This is a genomic window from Aeromonas sp. A04 (assembly GCF_047780465.1).
In the GTDB taxonomy this organism is placed as follows: domain Bacteria; phylum Pseudomonadota; class Gammaproteobacteria; order Enterobacterales; family Aeromonadaceae; genus Aeromonas; species Aeromonas bestiarum.
Genome location: NZ_JBLNHP010000008.1, coordinates 51,499 through 72,385, shown reverse-complemented (window position 1 = coordinate 72,385; position 20,887 = coordinate 51,499). Strand labels below are relative to the sequence as shown.

21 protein-coding genes are annotated in these 20,887 nt (G+C 59.5%); 13 read left to right on the top strand and 8 right to left on the bottom strand.

From position 1 onward, the window contains the following. Positions 1-32: 32 nt before the first annotated feature. From ACM3N8_RS19200 to def, 5 genes are all read right to left on the bottom strand, one after another. A complete protein-coding gene (locus ACM3N8_RS19200) occupies positions 33-1,475 on the bottom strand; it encodes a TrkH family potassium uptake protein (protein ID WP_043554587.1) in 1,443 nt (480 codons plus the stop codon). A gap of 96 nt (positions 1,476-1,571) precedes the next feature. Then, on the bottom strand, positions 1,572-2,948 hold the full coding sequence (gene trkA / locus ACM3N8_RS19195; protein WP_043136504.1) for a Trk system potassium transporter TrkA: 1,377 nt from the start codon (positions 2,946-2,948) through the stop codon (positions 1,572-1,574). 157 nt (positions 2,949-3,105) lie between these two features. Beyond that, positions 3,106-4,398 (bottom strand): 16S rRNA (cytosine(967)-C(5))-methyltransferase RsmB, encoded by a 1,293-nt coding sequence (gene rsmB, locus ACM3N8_RS19190; RefSeq protein ID WP_241326359.1) that lies wholly within the window; start codon positions 4,396-4,398, stop codon positions 3,106-3,108. Between the two features lie 45 nt (positions 4,399-4,443). Next, positions 4,444-5,388, bottom strand: a complete 945-nt coding sequence (gene fmt / locus ACM3N8_RS19185) for a methionyl-tRNA formyltransferase (RefSeq protein ID WP_290019256.1) — start codon at positions 5,386-5,388, stop codon at positions 4,444-4,446. Positions 5,389-5,400: 12 nt separating this feature from the next. Next, positions 5,401-5,913, bottom strand: coding sequence for a peptide deformylase (gene def, locus ACM3N8_RS19180; protein ID WP_290066323.1), 513 nt, complete (start codon positions 5,911-5,913; stop codon positions 5,401-5,403). Positions 5,914-6,021: 108 nt separating this feature from the next. Between def and ACM3N8_RS19175 the strand changes: the two genes are divergently transcribed. From ACM3N8_RS19175 to ACM3N8_RS19135, 9 genes are all read left to right on the top strand, one after another. Further along, a complete protein-coding gene (locus tag ACM3N8_RS19175) occupies positions 6,022-7,110 on the top strand; it encodes a LysM peptidoglycan-binding domain-containing protein (RefSeq protein WP_416016499.1) in 1,089 nt (362 codons plus the stop codon). A gap of 1 nt (position 7,111) precedes the next feature. Then, positions 7,112-8,227 carry a DNA-processing protein DprA gene (dprA, locus tag ACM3N8_RS19170; RefSeq protein WP_416016498.1) on the top strand — a complete coding sequence of 372 codons (1,116 nt, stop codon included), beginning with the start codon at positions 7,112-7,114 and terminating at the stop codon, positions 8,225-8,227. Further along, entirely contained in the window at positions 8,220-8,693 is a 474-nt protein-coding gene (locus ACM3N8_RS19165) for a DUF494 family protein (protein ID WP_043136489.1), read from the top strand. Before dprA ends, ACM3N8_RS19165 begins: the two co-directional genes overlap by 8 nt. Before the next feature lie 55 nt (positions 8,694-8,748). Then, complete coding sequence (locus tag ACM3N8_RS19160) at positions 8,749-9,306, top strand: type I DNA topoisomerase (RefSeq protein WP_290066326.1); 558 nt, start codon at positions 8,749-8,751, stop codon at positions 9,304-9,306. Positions 9,307-9,380: 74 nt separating this feature from the next. Beyond that, on the top strand, positions 9,381-9,887 hold the full coding sequence (gene purE / locus ACM3N8_RS19155; RefSeq protein WP_043136483.1) for a 5-(carboxyamino)imidazole ribonucleotide mutase: 507 nt from the start codon (positions 9,381-9,383) through the stop codon (positions 9,885-9,887). A 134-nt stretch (positions 9,888-10,021) separates the two neighbouring features. Beyond that, positions 10,022-10,582, top strand: coding sequence for a Sua5/YciO/YrdC/YwlC family protein (locus ACM3N8_RS19150; protein ID WP_098981039.1), 561 nt, complete (start codon positions 10,022-10,024; stop codon positions 10,580-10,582). 111 nt (positions 10,583-10,693) lie between these two features. After that, on the top strand, positions 10,694-11,602 hold the full coding sequence (gene hemF, locus ACM3N8_RS19145) for an oxygen-dependent coproporphyrinogen oxidase (protein ID WP_290019254.1): 909 nt from the start codon (positions 10,694-10,696) through the stop codon (positions 11,600-11,602). A 103-nt stretch (positions 11,603-11,705) separates the two neighbouring features. Then, positions 11,706-12,527, top strand: a complete 822-nt coding sequence (gene aroE / locus ACM3N8_RS19140) for a shikimate dehydrogenase (RefSeq protein WP_290019253.1) — start codon at positions 11,706-11,708, stop codon at positions 12,525-12,527. Then, positions 12,524-12,784 (top strand): DUF1488 domain-containing protein, encoded by a 261-nt coding sequence (locus ACM3N8_RS19135; RefSeq protein WP_098981036.1) that lies wholly within the window; start codon positions 12,524-12,526, stop codon positions 12,782-12,784. Before aroE ends, ACM3N8_RS19135 begins: the two co-directional genes overlap by 4 nt. A 792-nt stretch (positions 12,785-13,576) precedes the next feature. On the opposite strand, the gene yihA is transcribed toward ACM3N8_RS19135, so the two are convergent. Beyond that, positions 13,577-14,230: a ribosome biogenesis GTP-binding protein YihA/YsxC gene (gene yihA, locus ACM3N8_RS19130; RefSeq protein ID WP_042033919.1), complete on the bottom strand. Its 654-nt coding sequence runs from the start codon at positions 14,228-14,230 to the stop codon at positions 13,577-13,579. A 142-nt stretch (positions 14,231-14,372) separates the two neighbouring features. On the opposite strand from yihA, the gene ACM3N8_RS19125 reads away from it, so the two are divergent. From ACM3N8_RS19125 to hemN, 4 genes are all read left to right on the top strand, one after another. Further along, entirely contained in the window at positions 14,373-14,990 is a 618-nt protein-coding gene (locus ACM3N8_RS19125; RefSeq protein WP_043136470.1) for a c-type cytochrome, read from the top strand. 827 nt (positions 14,991-15,817) lie between these two features. After that, the gene (gene yihI / locus ACM3N8_RS19120) at positions 15,818-16,396 is read left to right on the top strand and encodes a Der GTPase-activating protein YihI (RefSeq protein WP_042866913.1); all 579 of its coding nucleotides are present in this window, start codon (positions 15,818-15,820) and stop codon (positions 16,394-16,396) included. 11 nt (positions 16,397-16,407) lie between these two features. After that, positions 16,408-16,848 (top strand): DUF2489 domain-containing protein, encoded by a 441-nt coding sequence (locus ACM3N8_RS19115; protein WP_103472684.1) that lies wholly within the window; start codon positions 16,408-16,410, stop codon positions 16,846-16,848. A 27-nt stretch (positions 16,849-16,875) separates the two neighbouring features. Further along, on the top strand, positions 16,876-18,249 hold the full coding sequence (gene hemN / locus ACM3N8_RS19110; protein WP_416016497.1) for an oxygen-independent coproporphyrinogen III oxidase: 1,374 nt from the start codon (positions 16,876-16,878) through the stop codon (positions 18,247-18,249). A 76-nt stretch (positions 18,250-18,325) separates the two neighbouring features. Here the strand turns inward: hemN and add are convergent, their stop codons facing one another. Both add and glnG read right to left on the bottom strand, forming a co-directional pair. Then, a complete protein-coding gene (gene add / locus ACM3N8_RS19105; protein WP_416016496.1) occupies positions 18,326-19,327 on the bottom strand; it encodes an adenosine deaminase in 1,002 nt (333 codons plus the stop codon). A 141-nt stretch (positions 19,328-19,468) separates the two neighbouring features. Next, positions 19,469-20,887, bottom strand: coding sequence for a nitrogen regulation protein NR(I) (gene glnG / locus ACM3N8_RS19100; RefSeq protein WP_043136458.1), 1,419 nt, complete (start codon positions 20,885-20,887; stop codon positions 19,469-19,471).

Genomic DNA, 20,887 nt, shown 5'->3' with positions numbered 1-20,887 from the left:
CGTTTGTCGGCGAACTGCGGAGTGCAACTTGATCACTGCTTCCAGAAGGAGGGGAAGAAGAGCACGGCCACTGTCAGGATCTCGAGCCGCCCCAGCAGCATGCCGAACGACAGTATCCACTTGGCCGAGTCCGGCAGGGTGGCGAAGTTGGTGCTGGGTCCTATGACGGGGCCCATGCCGGGACCCACGTTGGCCACGGCGGTGATGGAGCCCGAGATGGCGGTCAGGGGATCCAGCCCGATGGCGGCGAGCAGGGCGGCGATCAGCAGTATGACGGCGAAGTAGGCCAGCACGAACGAGATCATGGAGCGGATGATGGCATCGTTGACCGGACGACCGTTGTACTTCTGCGGGAAGACGGCGGAGGGGTGCATCAGCTGGCGCATCTGTTTCTTGAACAGGGCGAACGCCACCTGTACCCGGAAGATCTTGAGGCCGCCGGCGGTGGAGCCGGAACAGGCGCCCAGTGCCAGCAAGATGATGAAGATGATGCTGGTGAGCGGCCCCCAGGTGCCGAAATCGCCGAGGCCGAAGCCTGTGGTGGTGAGCACTGAGACTATGTTGAAGCTGCTGATGCGCAAGGCATCCATGAAGCCGTAAATGTCCCTTATCCACAGATAGAAGGTGACGACGACGGTGACCCAGATCACCAGCCAGAAGAAGCCCTGCACCTGTGCATCCTTGAGCAGGCTGTTGTCACGGCGGGAGAGGGCTTGCACATAGAGCAGGAAGGGCAGGCCGCCGAGGAACATGAAGAGGGTGCCGATCCAGTGTGCCGAGTTGGAGAAGTGGGACATGGACTGATCCGAGGTGGAGTAGCCGCCGGTGCTGAGGGTGGTCATCGAGTGGTTGACCGCCTCGAACAGCGTCATGCCGCTCACCCAGTAGGCGAGGAAGCAGAGCATGGAGAGCACCAGATAGACCACCACTATGTTGTTGGCCACCGTCTTGGCGCGTGGCGCGCTCTTGTCCGACCAATCCGAGCTCTCGGTCTGGAACAGCTTCATGCCGCCCACGTTGAGGTAGGGCAGCACGGCCACCGCCATCACTATGAAACCCACACCCCCCAGCCACTGCAATATGGAGCGCCACAGCAGGATGCTGTGGGCCATGCCGTCGAGCCCCGACAGCACTGTGGAGCCGGTGGTGGTGACCCCTGACATGGTCTCGAAGTAGGCATCGGTGAAGTCGATGTGGTTGATGAAGAAGAAGGGCAGGGCGCCGAAGATGCAGGCCACCACCCAGACCGAGGTGGTGAGCAGGAACATCTCGCGCACGCCGAGGTGGAACACCGCCTTGCGGCCGTAATGGAGGCAGAGCAGGGCCGCGCCGTGGGTGATCAGCACGGATTTCAAGAACTCGACGAACCCCTCGGAGCCGGTGAGCAGCGCCAGCAGGGTGGGAAGCCACATGAACAGGGCCAGCTTGGAGAGCACCAGCCCGAGCGTGAAGATGATGGGACGCAGCTTGATCATGCAAGATAACCTGGTCGTTGATTGACAAAAGACCCGGACAATCCCCTTGGAAGGCTGTGCCGGGTCTGGTTTGCGCTGCCTGGGTGCATGGGCAGATTACAGGAAGAAGGGACTTGGCTGGAACAGCCGTTCCACTTCTGGGATGTACTTCTTGTCCACCAGGAACATCACCACGTGGTCATCCTGCTGGATCCGGGTGCGATCGTGGGCAATCAGCACCTCATCACCGCGCACTATGGCGCCGATTGTGGTGCCGGGCGGCAGCTTGAGCTCGCCGACCGTCTTGCCCACCACCTTGGAGGTGTTCTCGTCACCGTGAGCTATGGCCTCGATGGCCTCGGCCGCACCACGGCGCAGGCTGTAGACGTTGGCGATGTCGGCCCGGCGCACGTGGGTCAGCAGGGCCGAGATGGTGGCCTGCTGGGGCGAGATGGCGATGTCGATGGAGCCGCCCTGCACCAGATCCACGTAGGCGCTGCGCTGGATCAGCACCATTGTCTTCTTGGCGCCCATCTTCTTGGCGAGCAGGGCCGACATTATGTTGGCTTCATCCTCGTTGGTCACGGCGATGAAGACGTCGATCTGGTCTATGTGCTCCTCGGCCAGCAGTTCCTGATCTGCCGCATCGCCGCAGAAGACGATGGTGTTCTCCAGCACCTCGGAGAGCTGCTCCGCCCGCTTCTGGTTGCGCTCGATAAGCTTGACGCTGTAGCGCTTCTCCAGCTGGCGGGCGAGGCCGGCCCCTATGTTGCCGCCGCCGACGATCATGATGCGGCGATAGGGGCTCTCGAGGCGCTGCAGCTCCGACATCACGGCCCGGATATGGCCGGCGGCGGCGACGAAGAACACCTCGTCATCCGCCTCTATGATGGTGGTGCCTTGCGGACGGATGGAGCGGCCCTGACGGAAGATGGCGGCGACCCGGGTCTCTATGTTGGGCATGTGATCCCGCAGGGTGGAGAGCGCATTGCCCACCAGGGGGCCGCCGTAGTAGGCCTTGACCGCCACCAGACCCACCTTGCCACCGGCAAAGTCCACCACCTGCAGCGCACCCGGATACTCGATCAGCCGACGCACATAGTCGGTCACCAGCTGTTCGGGGGCGATCAGGTGATCTACCGGCACGGATTCCGGCAGGAACAGGCGATCCCGCTCCACCAGATAGGCGGGGGAGCGAATGCGCGCCACCTTGTTCGGGGTGTTGAACAGGGAGTAGGCCACCTGGCAGGCGATCATGTTGGTCTCGTCACTGTTGGTGACCGCGACCAGCATGTCCGCATCCTGGGCGCCCGCTTCGCGCAGCACCTTGGGGTGGGCACCGTGGCCATTCACCACCCGCAGGTCGAACTTGTCCTGCAGCTCCCGCAGCCGGTCGCTGTCGGTATCGACTATGGTGATGTCGTTGTTCTCGCCGGCCAGGTTTTCGGCCAGGGTGCCACCGACCTGGCCAGCGCCCAGAATGATGATCTTCATAGGGACCCCTCAGGGAACGAGGATGCGTTGCAACGGATGGCAATCTGGTCGGGGTCAGTCGTCAACATGATGATTCTCATAGGGAAAGCTTGCTCGATGTTGCGCAGTAATGGGTGCCGTCAACCGGCACCCGTCATCTTCATGGCCATTGCTCTGCTTACCGCTTTATCAGCTTGGCATAGTAGAAGCCATCCATCTCGGCTTCGCCCGGCAGGAACTGGCGGCCCGGGCACGCCGGCGTGTCCTGTTCGTGCAGCGGCACCAGAGTGGCATCCGGGGTGGCAGCCAGGAAGGCGCGGATCTGTTCGCGGTTCTCTTCCGGCAGCACTGAGCAGGTGGCGTAGAGCAGAGTACCGCCGCTTTTCAGTTTCGACCAGAGAGCGATCAGAATACGGCGCTGCAGCTCGGCCAGCTCACGGATGTCCTGATCCCGGCGCAGCCACTTGATGTCGGGGTGGCGGCGGATGACGCCGGTGGCGGAGCAGGGGGCATCCAGCAGGATGCGATCGAACTGACCCTTGGGCCACCAGAGTTCCGGGGTGCTGGCATCACCGTGGATCACCTCGGCCTTGAGGCCGATGCGATCCAGGTTCTCCTGCACTCGCTTGAGGCGATGTTCGTCGGCATCGACGGCCACCACGCCGGCCAGCTTGGGCTGACGCTCAAGCAGGTGAGCCGTCTTGCCACCGGGGGCGGCGCAGGCATCCAGCACCCATTCGCCCGGTTGCGGGTCTAACAGTCGGGCTGCTTGCTGGGCAGCACCGTCTTGTACCGAGCAGTCGCCTGCCTCGAAGCCGGGCAGCTTGGTCACGTCGCAAGGGCGTTCCAGCAGGATGCAATCTTCCCCTTCCTCACCGGCCACCGCATTGATGCCCACTTCGGCCATGCGGGCCAGCATCTGCTCGCGGCTCTGGCGCTGGCTGTTGTTGCGGATCCACATGGGCGGGCGCTGGTTGTTGGCCTCCATGATGAATTCCCAATCTTCGGGATAGGCCTGGCGCAGGCGCTTGGTGAGCCACTCCGGATGACCGAGGCGAATGCTGGGAACGCGGTCGATGCGCAGCAAGATGACTTCGGCGCTGCGCTGGAAGTTGCGCAGCACACCATTGATGAGGCCGCGCAAGGAGGTGCCCTTGAGCAGCTTGACGGCATTGACTGTCTCGGCCACGGCGGCGTGGGCCGGAATGCGGGTGTAGATGAGCTGATAGAGACCGACCAGGATCAGATAGTGGAAGATGCGGCTCTTGTTCTTGAGCGGCTTGTCCATCATCTCGTTGACCGCCGCATCGAGGCGGGGCAGCCAGCGCAGGGTGCCATAGCAGAGTTCTTGCAGGAGGGCGCGATCGCGGGGCGCAACCTTCTCCTGGGCAGCAGGCAGAACAGCGGAGAGGGATTGACCCTGATCCAGCACCTGTTGAATAACGAGAGCGGCCTGTGCACGTGTTTTCATAATGTTACCTTAGATGCGCAAGTCGGGGCCTGGGCCCCGCTTGGTTCAATTCAATTGCGTGCCGGGTTCAAACCAGTCGCGGCGAGAGTTGAGCAGATCCGAGACGGACATGGCTTTCTTGCCGGGCGGTTGCAGAGTGAGCAGGCGCAGCACGCCCTTGCCGGTGGCGATGTCGATCCCCTGCTTGTCGGCCTTGAGCAGGGTGCCGGCGTTCTGGCCATGGTCACTGTCGATGACGGTGGCTTGCCATACCTTGATGGTCTGGTCAGCTACTTCAAACCAGCTGATGGGCCAGGGGTTGAACGAGCGGATGCAGCGTTCGATGGCAACAGCCTCCATGGCCCAGTCGATGCGGGCCTCTTCCTTGGAGAGCTTCTCGGCGTAGTTGGCCAGCGCATCATCTTGCGCTTCGGCAGCGGTTTCACCGGCGGCCATGGCATCGAGGGTCTCGACCAGTGCCTGCGGGCCCAGCTCGGCCAGCTTGTCATACAGGCTGGCGGAGGTCTCATCGGCGGCGATAGGGCAGCTCACCTTGCGGATCATGGCGCCGGTATCCAGCCCCACATCCATCTGCATGATAGTGACGCCGGTTTCGCTATCACCTGCCCAGATGGCGCGCTGGATAGGGGCGGCACCGCGCCAGCGCGGCAGCAGGGAGCCGTGCACGTTGATGCAGCCGAGGCGCGGTGTATCGAGCACCACCTTGGGCAGGATCAGGCCGTAGGCAACCACCACCATGAGATCGACGCCAAGGGCAGCCAGTTCGGCCTGCGCCTCTTCCTTGCGCAGGGAGGCGGGCTGGTAGACCGGCAGATCATGGGCAAGGGCCAGCTCCTTGACCGGGCTGGCGGTGAGCTTCTGGCCACGACCGGCCGGTTTGTCTGGCTGGGTGTAAACGGCAACGACCTCGTGGTCGGAAGACAACAACGCCGCCAGGTGACGGGCGGCGAAGTCGGGAGTACCGGCAAAAATCAGTTTCAGCTTATTCAATGGGGCAGATCCTCAGAGGATTTTGCGATCTTCACGGGCCATCTTTTCCAGCTTCTGGCGAATGCGCTGGCGCTTGAGCGGGGACAAGTAGTCCACAAACAGCTTGCCGACCAGATGATCCATCTCATGCTGTATGCAGATGGCGAGCAGATCGTCTGTTTCCAGCTCGAATGGCTTGCCGTTGCGATCCAGCGCGCGCACCTTGACCCACTCGGCGCGTGGCACCAGAGCGCGGTGCTCGGGCACCGAGAGGCAACCCTCTTCGATACCGGTGCTGCCGGATTGCTCGAGGATCTCGGGGTTGATCAATACCAGAGGATCTTCACGGTTTTCAGAGACATCGATCACTATGATGCGCTGATGAATGTCGACCTGAGTGGCGGCAAGGCCTATGCCTTCCTCCGCGTACATGGTTTCGAACATATCATCTACAATGTGTTGTAACTCGGGTGTAAAGGTCTCGACAGGGACTGCGACAGTGCGCAGACGTTCATCGGGAAAACGCAATACATCTAGAATGGCCATAGTTTTTTCTTTAGTTTCGTATAAATGCAGTCAATATTGGCGTAATTCTAGTCATTTACGCCGACAAAAAACAGCAACACTTTGCGTGCAGAAGTAACAGGGAGTGTTATGTATCTGAAGCAAACCATCCTCGCCTGCCTGCTGGCCACTCTGAGCCAGGGTGCCTTGGCCGATCAGTTGAAATTGAAAGCGGGTTATCCCGAGCGTTATGTCGTGCAAAAAGGCGACACCCTCTGGGATATTTCGGGCCAGTATCTGGCAGAGCCCTGGCTCTGGCCCCGCCTGTGGAACATCAATCCCCAGATTGCCAATCCGCACTGGATCTACCCCGGTGACGTGCTGCATCTGAGCTGGGTCAACGGCGAGCCTAGGCTCGGCAAGGCGACATCGGGGGGCAAGCCGGTAGTCCATCTCTCGCCCAAGAGCCGCTACGAGAACAAGGCCAATCCGGTCCCGACGCTGCCGCTCAGCGAAATAGGCCCCTTCCTGCAAACCGACCACATTCTGGCCGACAACCAGCAAGCGAAAAAGCTGCCCTATGTGCTCGGCAACAACGAGGCCCACATCGGCATGCTGGAGGGCGACACCCTCTATGTGCAGGGATCGCTGATGCCTGGTCAGGACTACGGCATCTATCACCCGGGCACGGTTTACAAGGACAAGCAAACCGGCGAGCTGCTGGGGCAGGAGGCGGTCTTTGTCGGCACGGCCAGAGCCGAGGAACGGCTGCCGGATGATCGCACCCGGGTCACCCTCAGTCACAATCAGCGAGAGGTGTATCAGGGGGACAAGGTGATGCCTTTCCCGCCGCAGGAAACGCTCTCCGCCGTGTTCACTCCGAAGGCGGCGCCCGTGATCTCACCAGGCTACATAGTCGATCTGCCGAGCAAGGCCCGTGGTGGTGGCAAGTTTGATGTCGTGCTCATCAACCGGGGGCTGCGGGATCAGCTTGCCCCCGGCGATGTGCTGGAGATCCGGCGCCCCGGTGCCAAGCTGGTGAGCAAGAACGGCAAGGTATCGTACAAGGAGTACTCTTCCGTCTACAACAAGGCCTTCTACTCGGCCGGCAAACCCCCTTTGCCCTCGGAGGCGGTGGCCAGGGTCATGTTGTTCAAGGTGTACGACAAGCTGAGCTACGGCCTCATCATGCAGAGCCAGGACATGGTCAGCTCCGGCTATCAGGTCAGTAACTTCTAACGTGCCACCTCCACTCGGGCGGGTCTCGTTGTGGCTGACGCTGGATGCCGTCACCGGTATCGGCCCAGCCACCGCCACCCGTCTGCTTGCCCACTTCGGTGGCGATATCGCCGCCCTGTTTGAGAGTGATGATGGTCGTTTGCGGGCGCTTGGTCTGCACTCGGCCCAGATACGGCAGCTAAGATGGCCACTGCCTTCGGTTGAGCAGGGGCTGAGCTGGGCCACCGAGCCTGGCAATCACCTGCTCTGCCCCGATGATCCCGCCTATCCTGACCTGTTGAAAGAGATCCCCGCCGCCCCCTTGCTGCTCTACTGTCGTGGCAATCTTGCCGCCTTGTCTGTTCCACAGCTGGCTATGGTCGGTACGCGCCACCCCACCTATGCCGGCAAGGACAATGCCGCGCGCCTGTGTGCGGAACTGGTGGCGTGCGGTCTGGCGATCACCTCGGGACTCGCGCTCGGTATCGATGGTGTCTGTCATCAGCAGACCCTGGCGACTGGTGGTATCACGCTCGCCGTGCTGGGCTCAGGGCTCGACTGCCTCTACCCCAAGCGTCATCAGGGGCTGGCTGGCCAGATCCTGGAGAACGCGGGTGTGCTCATCTCCGAGCTGGCGCCGGACAAGGGGCCGCTGGCCGAACATTTCCCTCGTCGCAATCGCATCATCAGCGGCCTGGCACTCGGAACCCTGGTGGTGGAGGCGGCCGAACAGAGTGGCTCACTCATCACGGCCCGCTACGCGCTGGAGCAGGGGCGTGAGGTATTTGCCGTTCCCGGTGCGCCGCAGAATGTGCAGGCGCTGGGCTGCAACAAATTAATCCAGCAGGGGGCCAAACTTGTATTGAGCGCGGCCGATATAGTGGAAGAGCTTCCCGGATTGGTCAGCCTGGCACGGAAATCGGCTGGATTGCCTGAGCAACGGCATAATAGCGAATTGCCTTATGCCGATTTGTTGGATAACGTAGATTATGAGACCACGAGCGTGGATACCGTCGCCGAACGGGCCCAGCTTCCTGTCGAAGTGGCATTGGGCAGGTTGGTAGAGCTGGAGCTTTCCGGTGCAGTGATGGCGGTAGCCGGTGGATACGTCAGAGCGAGGAGGGCGAATCATGTTTGATGTATTGATGTACCTTTTCGAGACCTACATCCACAGCGATGCAGATGTAATGGTCGAGCAGGATGAACTCACCGATGAGCTGAGTCGGGCCGGTTTCGATAAAGACGAGATCGAGAAGGCGCTCGACTGGCTGGAGCGACTGGCCAACCTGCACGATAGCGAGCGGGAGGTGTACGTCACCGCCAGCGCGCAAGGCTCGATGCGTATCTATGCCCCGCAAGAGCTGGCTCGCCTCAGCACCGAATGCCGTGGCTTCCTGCTGTTCCTGGAACAGGCTCAGGTACTGAATGCCGAAACCCGCGAGATCTGCATCGAGCGTCTGCTCGAGCTGGACAAGCCGGATATCGAGCTGGACGATTTGAAGTGGGTCGTCATGATGGTGCTGTTCAACGTACCGGGCAGTGAAAATGCCTACCAGCAGATGGAAGAGCTGGTGTTTGATGAGTCAGACGGCGTCATTCACTGACAGTCCGGTGCCGCGCTGGTAGAATTCAGGCCATCTGGATTTCAAGGCGCGGCCCATGTCAAAAATCGATCATCATCTCTTTTCTGCCCACGAACAGGCGTTCGAGCGAGAGCCGTGCCCGCAGTGTGGTGCCGAGCTGGTGATCCGACAGGGCAAGCATGGCCCCTTTCTGGGCTGCTCCGCCTATCCCACCTGTGACTATATCCGTTCCCTGACGCCATCCGGCCGCGACATCGAGAAAGTGCTCGAAGGTTCGGCCTGCCCGGATTGCGGCCAGCCGCTGGCGATCAAGAAGGGGCGTTACGGTCTGTTTGTGGGTTGCACCCAGTATCCGGCCTGCCAGCACATCGAATCCCTGCAGGAAAGCGACGATACCCAGATCCTCTGTCCCGAGTGTGGCAAGGGTCATCTGGTGAGTCGCACCTCCCGCTATGGCAAGCAGTTTTACTCCTGCGATGGGTATCCCCATTGTAAATATGTGGTTAACGACAAGCCGATCCCCATGCCTTGTCCCGAATGTGGCTGGGGCATCATGGTAGAGAAGAAAGTGAGGGGAAATCTGAGGTGGATCTGCCCGCAAAAGAAATGCGGCCATCAAAGTGAGCAGGTATAATCCCGCCGCCGTAACCAAATTGAAACGTTTTCGGCGAACTTCAACCCCCCACTTGGAGTAAGGAAATTCCCACCATGAATAAACCCTTTGTTGCCGTATTGATGGGCTCTGATTCTGATTTTCCCGTGATGCAATCTACCCTTGAAGTCCTCAAGTCGTTTGATATCACAGTGGAAGTCAAGGTTACCTCTGCGCACCGTACCCCGGCTGCGACTCATCAGTATGTGACCGATGCCGAGGCCCGTGGCTGCAAGGTCTTTATCTGTGCTGCCGGTCTGGCTGCTCACCTGGCCGGTGCCGTTGCCGGCATCACCACCCGTCCCGTGATCGGGGTGCCCATCGATGGCGGCCCGCTCAAGGGACTGGATGCGCTGCTCTCTACCGTGCAGATGCCGGGCGGCGTGCCAGTAGCAACCGTGGCGATCGGCAAGGCCGGCGCCAAGAACGCGGGCTATCTGGCGGCTCAGATGCTGGCGGTCGGAAATGATGAGCTGGCGGCTAAGGTACGTGCCGAACGCCAGAAGAATGCCGAAGAGGTGATGGCCAAGGATGCCGCCCTGCAGGCTCAACTGCTCAAATAAGTGATAAAGCGGCAACCAGCCGGACATGTTCGCGCTTTATAACAGGACGCACGGATGTGTACCGGCGGTTGTCGCTCTAACAGGTTCAATCCAAATAAGTGATGAGGCGGCAGCCTGGCTGCCGCATTTTTTCTATGCCCAACGAATTTGAACAAGCGGTTGCCGCCCTCCACAGTGAAGGGGTGATCGCCTATGCCACCGAGGCCGTGTTTGGTCTGGGTTGTGATCCCGACTCAGAATTGGCGGTGCAGCGTCTGCTGGCCATCAAGCAGCGTCCGGTGGAGAAAGGCTTGATCCTGATCGCCGCCGATCTGGCGCAACTGCAGGAATATATCGATGTGAGCCAGCTCAGCGCCGAGCAGCTGGCCCGGGTCGAGGCCAGCTGGCCCGGCCCCTTCACCTGGATCATGCCCGCTCGAGCCGCGACGCCGACCTGGCTGACCGGTCAGTTCGACACCCTGGCTGTGCGGGTGACGGCCCATCCTCAGGTGCAGGCCCTGTGCCGCGCTTTCGGCAAGCCACTGGTCTCCACCAGTGCCAACCTGACCGGCGAGGAGCCTGCCCGTCGGCTAGCCGAGATCGGTAAGGTGCTGGCCAGCCAGCTGGCCTATGTCCTGCCCGGCGAGGTCGGGGGCCAGGCCAATCCTTCCGAGATCAAGGACGCCAGAACCGGCGCCATCATTCGCCCCTCCTGAGTGGGGCGGGCTGACCCTTTTTTACCGCAATGCACATGGGCCTTGAGCCCTGGGTGTGACATCACAATAAAATGGACAGGGCGTTCAAGATCCTGCCTGACTGGAGACAAGATGAGCAAACCGGACGTGGCCCAGGTCAAGGCCTTCCTGTTGCAGTTGCAGGACGAGATCTGCCGTGGCCTGGAGCAGGCCGATGGTGCCGGGCACTTTGTGGAAGATGCCTGGTGCCGCGAGGGTGGCGGTGGTGGTCGTACCCGAGTGTTGCGCCATGGCGCCGTGATCGAACAGGGAGGCGTCAACTTCTCCCACGTCTATGGCGATGCCATGCCTGCCTCGGCGACGGCCCACAGGCCCGAGCTGGCGGGTCGCAAGTTCGAGGCCATGGGGGTGTCGCTGGTGATCCACCCGCACAATCCCCATGTGCCGACCAGCCACGCCAACGTCCGTTTCTTCATCGCCGAGAAAGAGGGCGAAGCGCCCATCTGGTGGTTCGGCGGTGGTTTCGACCTGACCCCGTTTTATCCGTTTGCCGAGGATGTGCAGCACTGGCACCGGGTATCGCACGACCTCTGCCAACCCTTTGGCGAGCAGGTCTACCCCGAGTTCAAGTCCTGGTGCGATCGCTACTTCTTCCTCAAGCATCGCAACGAGACGCGCGGTGTGGGCGGTCTCTTCTTCGATGACCTGAATCGCTGGCCGTTTGCGGATTGTTTTGCCTTCATGCAGGCGGTCGGCAAGGGCTATCTCGATGCCTACCTGCCGATTGTCGAGCGGCGCAAGGCCCAGCCCTATGGCGAGCGGGAGCGGGAGTTCCAGCTCTATCGCCGTGGTCGTTATGTGGAGTTCAATCTGGTCTACGACAGGGGCACCCTGTTCGGCCTGCAGACCGGCGGACGTACCGAGTCGATCCTGATGTCTATGCCACCACTGGCCCGCTGGGAGTATAACTGGCAGCCGGAAGCGGGCAGTCCGGAGGCCTTGCTCTACACTGACTACCTCACGCCACGAGAGTGGCTGTGACCAGAGGGGCCATGATGGCCCCTTTTTACTGGCCGATATTCGGCTTGTTCCCGCGCGAGAAAACCCGTTAAATCGGAATATTGCCCTCTGATGGAACTCCTTGATGGATCGTTATCTGGTTTTTGGCCACCCGGTGCGCCACAGCAAATCCCCCTTTATCCACACCCTGTTTGCCAGGCAGACCCAGCAAGAGCTGGAATATGGTCTGGCCGAACCCGCCATCGACGAGTTTGCCACGGCCCTGCGCGCCTTCTTTGCGCAAGGGGGCAAGGGGTGCAATGTTACTGTCCCTTTCAAGGAGCAGGCCTTCGCGCTGGTCGACAGATTGAGCCCGAGGGCCAAGCGGGCTGGGGCGGTCAATACCATCAAGCTGACCGACGATGGCGTGCTGCTGGGAGACAATACCGATGGTGCCGGTCTGGTGGCGGATCTCAAGGCCCACGGCGTGACCCTGACGGGCGGCCGGATCCTGCTGCTGGGCGCAGGGGGCGCCGCCCGTGGTGCCCTGGCGCCCTTGCTGGCCGAGCATCCGGCCGAACTGGTGATTGCCAACCGCACCCACGCCAAGGCGGAGCAACTGGCGGCCGAGTTTCACGATCTGGGGGGCGTCACGGCCCAGCGCTATGAGCTGCTGGAGGGGGTGTTCGATCTCATCATCAATTCCACCTCTGCCAGCCTGCAAGGAGAGCTTCCGCCTCTCGCCCCTGCGCTGATCCACGCCGATATTGCCATCTACGACATGATGTATGGTGCCTCGGATACTCCCTTCATCGGCTGGGCCAGACAGCAGGGGGCCCGCCAGATCATGGATGGGCTGGGCATGCTGGTCGAACAGGCGGCGGAGGCCTTTACCGTGTGGCGCGGAATCCGGCCAGGGACTAAACAGGTATTGAGAGAACTGAAACGAAATCTGGGGACCCTATGAACCAAGGCATACTGTTTCCCGAGCTGGCGGACTGGCAAGCGCACGAACAGCGGATCCATTTCCCGGCCCAGCAGCGAGGGGCTCTGGTCGATTGTTACATCAGTCGCCGGCGTCTGGAAAAGATGACTGGTCTTTCCCTCGTCAGGGAGGAGGACATACTGCGCGCCTTCGAGAGTGTGCGCTTCGACATTGAAGATATGGCTGAGAAACTCATTGAAGAACAAGAGTTTGCAGAAGATGGCGCCATCTATCTCTAATTTTTTTTAGTTTTTTCTCAAAGCAGCGGAACTTGTGTGGAATGCCGCTGACTAACTAGATAGTTGAGGAAGTGCTAGCTAGTCACCTTTATAACTCCCCGGTATTCGTACTGGGGATTTTTTTATCTATATGAAAAACAAAGTGTTTTATGTAATGCATCTTTCGTGAAACTAAATTACATAAATTACTTTCACTTTCTGCTGCTTTGCTATACAGTTAGCAACGTAGGGTACAGAGGTAAGATGTTCTATCTTTCAGACCTTTTATTTCACGTAATTGAATGTGGCTGAATAGCAGCCCCGATGAGTATTCGTCGGGGTGTTTTTTTATGTGCAGCATTTAGAGTAAATGCTTTAATTCGGCCAGGTATTTGTTAGAATGAAGGGGCTTCTTGAGGAAAACCAGTTGTCTTTGTTCTCAAGATTTAGCTTCTTCCCAATTTTTGAACTGATTGTTTCAGGCCGATACTGCACCAGTGGTACCGGCCTCATTTTTGTCCCTTCCCACCGCCTCCATGTAATAAAATTTCATTTCCGTACTTATTGAGTGATGTACCTTCAATTCGATGGCAGAAATCTGAAAACGTTGCCATGGGGATAGAAAGTTAATTAATAATGGTAATTAACTTTTCATCCCATTGTTAAAAAAGGCTTTTATCAAATTTTCTTGAGGAAGAGTATAGGCGGGGATCGAGGGTTGGCGGGACGTCATCAAACTGAAAGTCTTTCAATCAGCGGAGGGTCAACTCCGCCAATTGCAAGGAGGGGATAGCAGTATGATGGAGGAATGCATTATTCCTCGATCTGCTCTTGCTCATCACCTTCGGCGATCTCGTCTGCCCCGGCCAGATACCAGCCAGACAGAGTCTGGGCCAGTTTTTCCACCCCGATATTGTTGAGGGAGGAGAAGGCTTCTACCTGGATCTGCGGGCCCAGGTCGGCAATGGCCTGACGAACCTTGATGACCTGATTGTTGCGCGGACCTGGGCTCAGCTTGTCCGCCTTGGTCAGCAGCAGCATGACCGGCAGTTCACGGTGGGAGCTCCACTCCAGCATGTTCATGTCGGTATCTTTGAGCGGGTGACGGATGTCCATCAGGATCACCAGGCCTTTCAATGACTCACGACGCTGCAGGTATTCTGCCAGTGACTTTTGCCACTTGAGCTTCATTTCCAGCGGTACTTGTGCATAACCATAGCCCGGCAGATCGACCAGACGCTTGCCTGGTTCCAGTTCAAACAGGTTGATCAGCTGGGTGCGGCCCGGGGTTTTACTGGTGCGAGCCAGGTTCTTGTGCTTGGTTAAGGTGTTCAATGCAGATGACTTACCGGCATTGGAACGGCCGGCAAACGCAATCTCGACACCCCCATCATTTGGCAGGTGACGGATGTCGGGTGCGCTGGTCACAAAATGCACCTTATTGAAATTCAGAGTTTGTGTATCCAACGTAAATTCCCCATAGAGATAGAGGGTTATAGAGTTACTTTTTTGTGAAATCGTGTAAAATGGCGTCGCTTAAACGCGTTTATTTTAACATGCCTTCAGCGGCATGGGATCTGGAAGCCTAATAACGAGAAGTTGGAACGCCATGAAGAACCTAGTCATTACTCTTGCTCTGATGGTTGGCGTAACGGGGATGGCACAAGCCAAGGGCGATGCCGCTGCGGGACAATCCAAGGCTGCCGTGTGTGCGGCTTGTCATGGACCGGACGGAAATAGCCTTGTCGATATGTATCCCAAGATTGCTGGTCAGCACGCATCATATATCAAAAAGCAATTAGTTGAACTGAAGGCTGCAGCTTCTGGCCAAATTGGTCGAGTTGCGCCCATCATGGGGCCTATGGCGCTTCCCCTGTCCGACCAGGACATGGAAGACCTTGCTGCCTACTTCTCCAGCCAGAAGGTAACACCGATTGCGGTGCCTGATGACGCTGTAGCAGCGGGTAAAGCGCTCTATATGGGTGGTGACATGAGCCGTGGACTGGCTGCGTGTACCGCTTGTCACGGTCCGCGGGGCTCGGGTGTCGAGCAGGCCAAATATCCGAGCCTGTCCGGCCAGCATCCTGCTTATATCAAGGCCCAGCTCACCGCGTTTCGTGCGGCTGCCCGTGAGAACGACCCGAACAGCATGATGCGGGACGTTGCCAAGAAGCTGACCGATCAGGATATAGAAGCCTTGTCCAAATACGTGGCCGGTTTGCACTGAAAACACATTATGATGTACCCCATTGATATTAACGAGGAGCCGCCGGCTCCTCGTTTCTTTTTGGCCTTTAACTCCATTTGGCCAATTTTTTCTCGCATTGTTGTAAGAGATCCCCCATTCATTGGCCTGGCCAGGGCTTAAACATTTTTCAAATAATGTTTAGTAATTCATTAATTTCAATATGTTAAATGACAATAAGCAATTTATCTCCGTTTGAAAACGTTCTTGGTGGATTGAGTCGTTTTATTAAGTTGATACAGTGGATGCATGGAGTAGCCCACGAGGCGATTCACGACCGGGATGTTGTGAAGACAGGATGTCGATGCGGCGGGATGCCACAGGACCACGCAAGTGACAGGCAAGGGATTGAAATACCAGGATGGTGACTGCTCAGGAAGAGCAGGGCTGCGGGATGCAACCACCCCAGAGTGATGGCCGGAGGCCGTCTCCATGGGTCAAGCAAGCACACGCACATTCAGGAACGACCATTAAGGTCAGGACGACCATATACAAAGATATGATGCGCAGAGGTATCACCAGGGACAGGGTGATTTGCAGCCAGGGATGGGACTCGCATAAACATATCGAGGCAGCTTCGGCTGCCTTTTTTCTTTTGGGTCATTAACCCGATTAGCCATTCTGTGTCAAAATACCAGCAACATGCCCAGAGGATACCGATCCTGCGGTGTTCAGAGGCCAGAAATGGTCGGGTTGGTGCAGGATCCCGCTCTTGTTTCTGATCCACTGTCCCCCGTGTCAGTATCCTCCCCGGATGGTCTCATCCCGGGTGCGGCTTCAATCCAGTTATTTGTCGGAGTCAGTCATTCATGTCGGCTAAACAACCCAACCGCAAGCCTACCGGTAAGCGCAAAGAATCAGATGCCAGTGCCCTGGAAGGCCGTGAGCGCAAGCGCGCCGCCAAGCGTAAGGGCTTGAAGGCGGGCTCCCGCCAGCAGGCAGAACAGTCCAGCAACAAGAATGGCAAGCAGGCCAAGGATCCGCGTATCGGTTCCCGCAAGCCTATCGCGCTGATCGTGGAAGAGAAGAGCGGCAAGCCGGTTGCGCCCAAGCCGGTGAAAGAGAAGAAGCTGGTAATGACGCCCGAGCAGGAGCTGGCTGCCATCGAGAATGATGATCGCCTGAACGATCTGCTGGATCGCCTCGATGCCGGCGAGACTCTGGAAGCGGCCGAGCAGACCTGGGTTGACCAGCGTGTCGATCGCTATCAGGAGCTGATGGATGAGCTTGGCATCATAGACAACGATGATGACGAAGACGACGATGGCTCCTTCGACGATGCCGGCTATGACGAGCCGAGCCAGCCCGCCTCCGAAGAGGAGCTGTGGGACCGCTTCACCCAGGTTGACTATCAGCCAGAGCCCAAGCCTGAGCCGAAGAAAAAGTGATGAGTGGATGGATGCTGGCCGCCCTGTTGGGCGGCCTGATTTTGCTGGGGTTGGCCTGGTATGCCGGTACCCTGCTGGCCCGTCTCAAGCGCCAGCGTGATATGCAGGTGCAGGCCGTTGCGGCCCGCAATGAGCGTATCCTCGACAGCGTGCGGGTGATTGCCCATGCGGTGCGGGACGGTCAGTGCGACTACTCCGAAGGCGCCATCCGGCTGACCAATTTGCTGGATGCCTTGCAGATCCAGGGTGGTCGGGCCTTTGCCAGTGAATTTCCGGGTTTGTACAGTCTCTATGAGAAGGTGAAAGAGATGCCGACTCATGAGGCGAGACGTGCCCTCAAGCGCAATGAAGTGATGAAGATGGATCTCGAACGCAGTGGCTATGAGGCCGAGCTGGAGGCGCAGATCCTCAAGGATGTGGCCCAACTGAAGGATTTTCAGTTAAGCCGGTGAGCCGATAACAAAAAAGAGGAAGCAAGCGTGCAAGCAGAACAGATTGTGTGGGATCAGGCTCTGATCGAAAAATATAACTACAGCGGCCCGCGCTACACCTCCTATCCCACTGCGCTGGAGTTCAACGAGCGCTTCGTCTATCCGGACTTCGTTCACGCCGCTGGCCAGTATCCGGCGCGCAACCTGTCTCTCTACGTGCACATCCCTTTCTGTCACAAGCTCTGCTACTACTGCGGCTGCAACAAGGTGATCACCCGTCACCAGCACAAGGCCGATCAATACCTCGACTATCTCGAGCAGGAGATCAAGGCCCAGGCCCCCCTGTTCAAACACCGGCTGGTGACCCAGCTGCACTGGGGCGGCGGCACGCCCACCTATCTCAACGAAGCCCAGACCCGCCGTCTGATGGCCATGTTACGCGAGCACTTCCAATTCGCGGACGAAGGCGAGTTCAGCATCGAAGTGGATCCGCGGGAGATCGAGCTCACCATGCTGGATGTGCTGCGTGAAGTGGGGTTCAACCGCATCAGCCTCGGCGTGCAGGACTTCAACAAGGCAGTGCAGGTTGCGGTCAATCGTGAGCAGGACAACGACTTTATCCGCGCCATGCTGGAGCGGGCCCGTGAACTGGGCTTTCGCTCCACCAATCTCGACCTCATCTACGGCCTGCCGCACCAGAATCGCGACAGCTTCCACCACACCCTGGAAGAGGTGCTCAAGACGGATCCGGCCCGCCTCTCCATCTTCAACTATGCCCATCTGCCGAGCCGTTTCGCCGCCCAGCACAAGCTGAAAGAGGAAGACATGCCGGCCCCCCGGGAGAAGCTGGCCATGCTGCAGGACACCATCGCCTTCCTCACCGGTCAGGGTTACCAGTTCATCGGCATGGATCACTTCGCCAAGCCCGATGACGAGCTGGCGGTGGCCCAGCGCGAGGGCAAGCTGCACCGCAACTTCCAGGGCTACACCACCCAGGGGGATTGTGATCTGCTGGGGCTGGGGGTCTCCTCCATCAGCATGATCGGCGACGCCTATTCCCAGAACCAGAAAGAGCTCAAGGCCTATTACGCTCAGGTAGAAACGCTGGGCCATGCCCAGTGGAAGGGGTGCTCCCTCAACCAGGACGATCTGATCCGCCGCGAGGTGATCAAGCGCCTCATCTGTGACTTCAGCCTGAACTTCGCCGCCGTCGAACAGGCTCATGGCCTGGTCTTCAGTGAGTACTTTGCCGACGATCTCAAGCTGTTGCAGACCTTTGTCGACGACGGTCTGGTGCGCATGAGTGAAGAGGGACTGGAGGTGGTCTCCACCGGCCAGCTGCTCATTCGCAACATCTGCATGTGTTTCGATGTCTATCTGCGCAACAAGGCGCGCCAGCAGCAGTTCTCCCGGGTGATCTGAACCGGCAGCCCGGCGCTGAAGATAAAAAAACCGCCTCTCGGCGGTTTTTTTATTGGGTAAGCAAGCGGTTCAAGGCTCAGCGGCTGGCGGCGCGGGCGCTCAGCTCGGCTTTCTCGCCATCGCTCAGGAAGGCCAGGGTCAGGCCATTTTGCTGGGCGGTGCGGATCTCGTTCGCCGTCATGCCGGCGGCCGGGGCGGCCACCTCGTATTCGTGGGGCAGGTCTATGCCTTCGACCGCAGGATCGTCCGTGTTGAGGCAGGCAAGCACGCCGGCGGCCAGGAACTGGCGGATCGGGTGTTCGGTCAGGCTTGCCACAGTGGTGGTCTGGAGGTTGGAGGTGAGGCAGGATTCGATGCCGATGCGGTGCTCCGCCAGATAGGCCATCAGACGGGGATCCTGGATCGCCTTGACGCCGTGGCCGATACGCTCGGCGCCCAGATCGCGGATGGCTTGCCACATGCTCTCGGGGCCGGCGGCTTCACCGGCGTGCACGGTCACGCGCATCCCCGCATCGCGCACCTTGCGAAAGTGCTCGGTGAACAGCTCGCCCGGGAAGCCCAGCTCGTCGCCGGCCAGATCGACGGCAACCAGCTTGTCGCGGTGGGCCAGACAGGCCTCCAGTTCGATGCGGCACTGCTCGGTGCCGAAGGTGCGGCTCATGATGCCGATCAGGTTGGTCTTGATGCCAAAGTCGCGGCTGCCGGCAGCCACGCCATCTATGATGGCCTCCACCACGCCTTGCGGGTGCAGCTTGTGAGCCATGGCCATGTAGGCCGGGCTGAAGCGAAGCTCGGCGTAGTCGATACCGGCACGCAGCAGATCTTCCACGTTCTCGTAGGCGACCCGGCGGCAGGCGTCATAGTCGGCCAGCACGGCCACGCCCCAGTCCAGCTTCTTGAGGAAGGCGACCAGACTCGGTTCGTTCTCGACGATCTGCACGTGGGGGCGCAGCGCCTCCAGTTCATCGGCGGGCAGCTGGATATTGTGCTGACGTCCCAGCTCGAGGATGGTCTGCGGACGAATGTTGCCGTCCAGATGGCGGTGCAGGTCGGTCAGGGGGAGAGATCTGTCAATCATGGTGACGCCTTCTTCGAGTCGGGTTTGAAAGCCTGCCATTCTAGGCAGGGCTCTCAAAAAAGATACCCCGTTTGAAATCAAACGGGGTCTTATTGGTCAGTGATTTGCGAAGGCGTGATGGGAATCGTTTTTCCCGAGGATTCAGGAGAGGTCGAGTTCCTTCAGCTTGCGAGTCAGGGTGTTGCGACCCCAGCCGAGCAGGCGGGCGGCCTCCTGTTTGTGGCCATGGGTGTGATCCAGTGCCGTCTCCAGCATGATCCGCTCGAACTGGGGCAGGGCATCGGCCAGGATATCGGTCTCCCCCAGCGCCAGCTTGCTGGCGACCCAATCCTGCAACTGCTGCTGCCAGCCACCGGTCAGGGCTGGCTGGCCCGGCTCGGCCGCGCTGGTGATGGGGGTCAGCAGCTCGGCGGGCAGATCCCCGACCAGCACCTCCTGGCCAGAGGCCATCACGGTCAACCAGCGGCAGACGTTCTCCAGCTGGCGTACGTTGCCCGGCCAGGGCAGGCGGCTGATGTAGGCCTGGGTGTCCGGATGCAGGCTCTTGGCCTCCACGTTCAGCTCCTTGGCGGCGCGCAACAGAAAGTGCTGGGCCAGCTGGGGTATGTCTTCACGGCGCTCCTTGAGGGCCGGAATGTGGATGCGGATGACGTTGAGGCGATGGAACAGATCTTCCCGGAATTCGCCGTCGGCGACCCGCCTCTCCAGATTCTGGTGGGTGGCGGCGATGATCCGCACGTCCACCTGCACCGGTTGATGGCCACCGACCCGGTAGAACTGGCCATCGGCCAGCACCCGCAGCAAGCGGGTCTGCACATCCAGCGGCATGTCGCCTATTTCGTCGAGAAACAGGGTGCCACCGTCGGCCTGCTCGAAGCGGCCGTGACGTATGTTGTTGGCGCCGGTGAAGGCCCCCTTCTCATGGCCAAACAGCTCGGATTCGATGAGATCTTTCGGGATGGCCGCCATGTTGAGGGCGATGAAGTTTTTGTGGGCGCGCGGGCTGTGCTTGTGCAGCGCGTGGGCGACCAGCTCCTTGCCGGTGCCGCTCTGGCCGTTGATCAGCACAGAGATGCTGGAGCGCGACAGCCGGCCTATGGCGCGAAACACCTCCTGCATCGCCGGCGCCTCGCCGATGATCTCGGGTGTGGCGGTGGCTTCTTGCTGACGAGACTTGCGCTTGGTGCGCTGCTCTTTCAGGTGATTCTCGGCGCGGCGCACCAGGGTGACCGCCTCGTCGATGTCGAACGGCTTGGGCAGGTACTCGAAGGCGCCGCGCTGGTAAGCGTTGACCGCGCTGTCCAGGTCCGAGTGGGCCGTCATTATGATGATGGGCAGATCGGCCTGGCGGCGGTGGATCTGCTCCAGCAGGCTGAGGCCGTCTATGCCGGGCATGCGGATATCGGAGAGGATCACATCCGGCGATCGCATCTCCAGCGAGCTCAGCAGGGCCTCGCCGTCGGCGAAGCTCTCGCACTCGAAGCCTTCGCTGCCGAGGGTGCGTTCCAGCACCCAGCGGATAGAACTGTCGTCATCGACGATCCACACTTTTGCTGTCAT